Consider the following 3,190-nt stretch of genomic DNA (forward strand, 5'->3'; position numbering starts at 1 on the left):
TGCTATACATAATAATAAACTAACAAAACTTTTTATTAAGAAAGATACTAACATAGGGGTTAATAATTTTCTAAATGTTTGCGTATTTTTATTAGAGCTTCTTCCATAATGTAAGGCTCATACACTAATGCAATTCTTATATAATCGTGAGCATGATTTTCTCCGAATTCATTTGCTTCTGTTAAGAAAGCTCCAGGTAATACTCTGATTTTTTCTGCTAAATATAGATTTTTAGTAAATTCTAGAGCATTCTTAACCTTAAGCCATACATAAAAAGCAGCTTGAGGCTCTCTATACCCTGTATACCCTTTGAAATATTTAGTAGTTAAAGCAATATTGTAATTGTAGAAGCTTCTGGTTTCTGCAACATGGGTATCATCATTCCATAAGAAAGTAGATGCGTGCATAATAGGGATAGGCATTACCGGAGAGGTATAACTTCTTAATTTAATAAACTCTTTAATTATTTCAGTATCTCCTAAGAGGAATCCTGAGCGTAATCCTGCTGCAGAGGAACGTTTAGATAAAGTGTTGGTTATAATAATATTTTTTAAAGTTCCATCTAATAAATTTGTAGCATCTAAAGCACTATAAGGTTTTTCATAGTAATAAAGATCATTGTAGCATTCATCAAATACTAATTGAAAACCATAATAACGGGCGGTTTCTATACTCTTCTTTAATAACTCTATACTAATAATGCTACCTTGAGGATTAGAAGGATTGCAAATAAAAGCCAATTTAGTTTGTTCTAAAATTTCTTGGCTAAGTAAAGAAATATCAGGTTGATAGTTATTACTTACATTGGCTTCTAAATAATAAGGAGTACCACCGTTTAAAAGACATGAAGCCTTATATACCTGATAAAAGGGGTTAGGCATTAAAAATAGGTTTTTAGGATTTTTGTGCGAAGTAATATTCTCAGCAAAAATATTTTCTAAACAAGCTATATTAAATAAAGCTTCTTTAGAACCGCATACAGGTAGGATATTATCTTCATTTAAACTTAATTTGGGAATAGTATATCTTCTTTTTAAAAAATTAGAAATAGCCGTTCTAAGTTCTGTTATTCCTTCTACTGTAGGGTATTGGTTAAGATCTTTAGCATACTTGTGCATAATCTCTCCGACTACGGGAGAGATAGCTTTAATAGGATTTCCGATATATAAATTGATGTCTAGACTACTACTTTGGTAATTAAGTAATTTACTTAATTGTGCAAAAGGATAATCGGTAATTTTTGCTAGTAATTTATTAATCATAATGTTTCTCTTTAATATTTATTATGCTCGTATATAGAAATTATACTAAATTAGTATAAAAAAAATTAATTAGTATGTAACTTTGTAAAATAGAAATTTTATAAGCGGTAGCAATATTTATCTATTTGTTTACTTTTATATCTTTTAAATATTTTATAGTGCTGTAACAGCAAAGTATTAGGATTAAAGAAAATGGAAGAGCTGATAAAATAACTGCTGTTTGTATTGATGATGTAATTTTTTCTCCGGTAGTAGTACCAAACATTAAATAAAAAGCAACAATAAATAAAATCATCACCCAAAATACTTTTAATATAGTTTGCTGGCTATTATTAATAAGCTTTTTTGTACTAAGTCTATTTATTACAATTGATGCTGAGTCTGCAGAGGTTATAAAAAATAAAAATATTAACAATATAGCACAAACTGATAATGCGGTACTAAAAATACTACTAATACTAATTAACGGAGTTAAGTTTTGTATCATATAAAATAGTGATACGGATGCATCTGCTCCTATTAAATTAGAACTACCATCTGCAATTATCTGATCTACGGCAGTTGAACCTAAAATAGTAATCCATAAGAAACTTAATAAAGAAGGTAGCAAGACAACTGCTAAGACAAATTCTCTAATTTTACGTCCCTTTGAAATTCTAGCAATAAAAATACCGACAAAAGGGGACCACGATATCCACCAAGACCAATAGAATATTGTCCAAGAAGATTGCCAAGCTGGGTTATTAGAATTTACCCAAAAACTCATACCTAATAAATTTTGAAAATAGCTTCCTAAACTACTAACGAAAACTTGTAAAATAGATAAAGTCGGACCTAACAAAAATATTAATATAGCAAAAATTATCGCTATTTTAATATTTAACTCACTTAAAATTCTTACTCCGTTCTTAACTCCGGTTAGCACAGAAATAACGGTTATTATAAAAGTAGCACACAAAAGAAGTATTTGTAATAATATACTATTTTCCATATAAAATATTAAACTTATTCCAGAACTTATTTGTTTAATACCAAAACCTAAAGATGTTGAAATGCCTAGTAAACAAACAATAATTGTTAATGTATCTATTATATCTCCTCTTTTCCCGAAAATTTTATCTTTCCAAATTGGATAAAAAATTGATCTAAAAGAAAGGGGAAGATTTTTACCGTAACAAAATAAAGATAATGATAACCCGACTATTGCGTAAATACCCCAAGGATGTAATCCCCAATGAAAAAAAGTTGCAACTAGTGCTTTTATTCTTAAGCTATCATTAGAATTATTTGTTAAATATGGCATGGGTTCTGCGAAATGTGATAAAGGTTCTGCAACTCCGAAAAACACAATTCCTATACCCATACCTGCGGCAAATAACATAGAGTACCATGAAAAATTACTAAATTCTTTTTGTGCAGTTTCTCCTCCTATCCTGTAGTTTCCGTATTTACTAACACCTAAAAATAAAATAAATAATAAAAAAAAGCTGGTGGAGAATATAATCCACCAACCGTAATGTTTTACAGTATAGTCTATTAATAATCTAAAAAGTAAAAATGTTTTATTAGGATATATTGTACAAAAAACTATAAATAAGATAATAAGCACAATAGAAAAAAGCAAAACTAACGGTCTAATTGTTGTTTCTGCTATAATATTTTTTAATTTACTAATTTTTATCAAAACGGCAACCTTCCTTATGTTGCTAATATTAAGTTCTTATTTTATAAAAACACTTACTAACACTTACAAAGTAAGCCCTAGAAAAGATTAATCTAGAAAGATTAAAATTTGAAATGTGACTTTAATATCACTAATAGTTATTATAACAGAAAAATTTTCAAAATGCAAATTTAGCAGTAAAAAATTATATGTGGTAATAAATAATTATCTTTACTCATAAGTCTCTAGTTCTAGTATACTAATT

2 protein-coding genes are annotated in these 3,190 nt (G+C 28.1%); both read right to left on the reverse strand.

What is annotated here, in order from left to right; genetic code table 11:
- Nucleotides 1–59 precede the first annotated feature (59 nt).
- Nucleotides 60–1,262, reverse strand: coding sequence for an aminotransferase class I/II-fold pyridoxal phosphate-dependent enzyme (locus tag ACQCX0_RS01085; protein ID WP_462562265.1), 1,203 nt, complete (start codon nucleotides 1,260–1,262; stop codon nucleotides 60–62).
- A gap of 121 nt (nucleotides 1,263–1,383) precedes the next feature.
- Nucleotides 1,384–2,946: a BCCT family transporter gene (locus ACQCX0_RS01090; RefSeq protein ID WP_462562267.1), complete on the reverse strand. Its 1,563-nt coding sequence runs from the start codon at nucleotides 2,944–2,946 to the stop codon at nucleotides 1,384–1,386.
- Between the last annotated feature and the right edge of the window lie 244 nt (nucleotides 2,947–3,190).

This window comes from Candidatus Hepatincolaceae symbiont of Strigamia maritima (genome assembly GCF_055505085.1).

Coding starts and splice junctions, on each gene's coding strand:
- ACQCX0_RS01085 (WP_462562265.1), bottom strand. CDS start 1,262: ATGATTAATAAATTACTAGCAAAAATTACCGATTATCCTTTTGCACAA.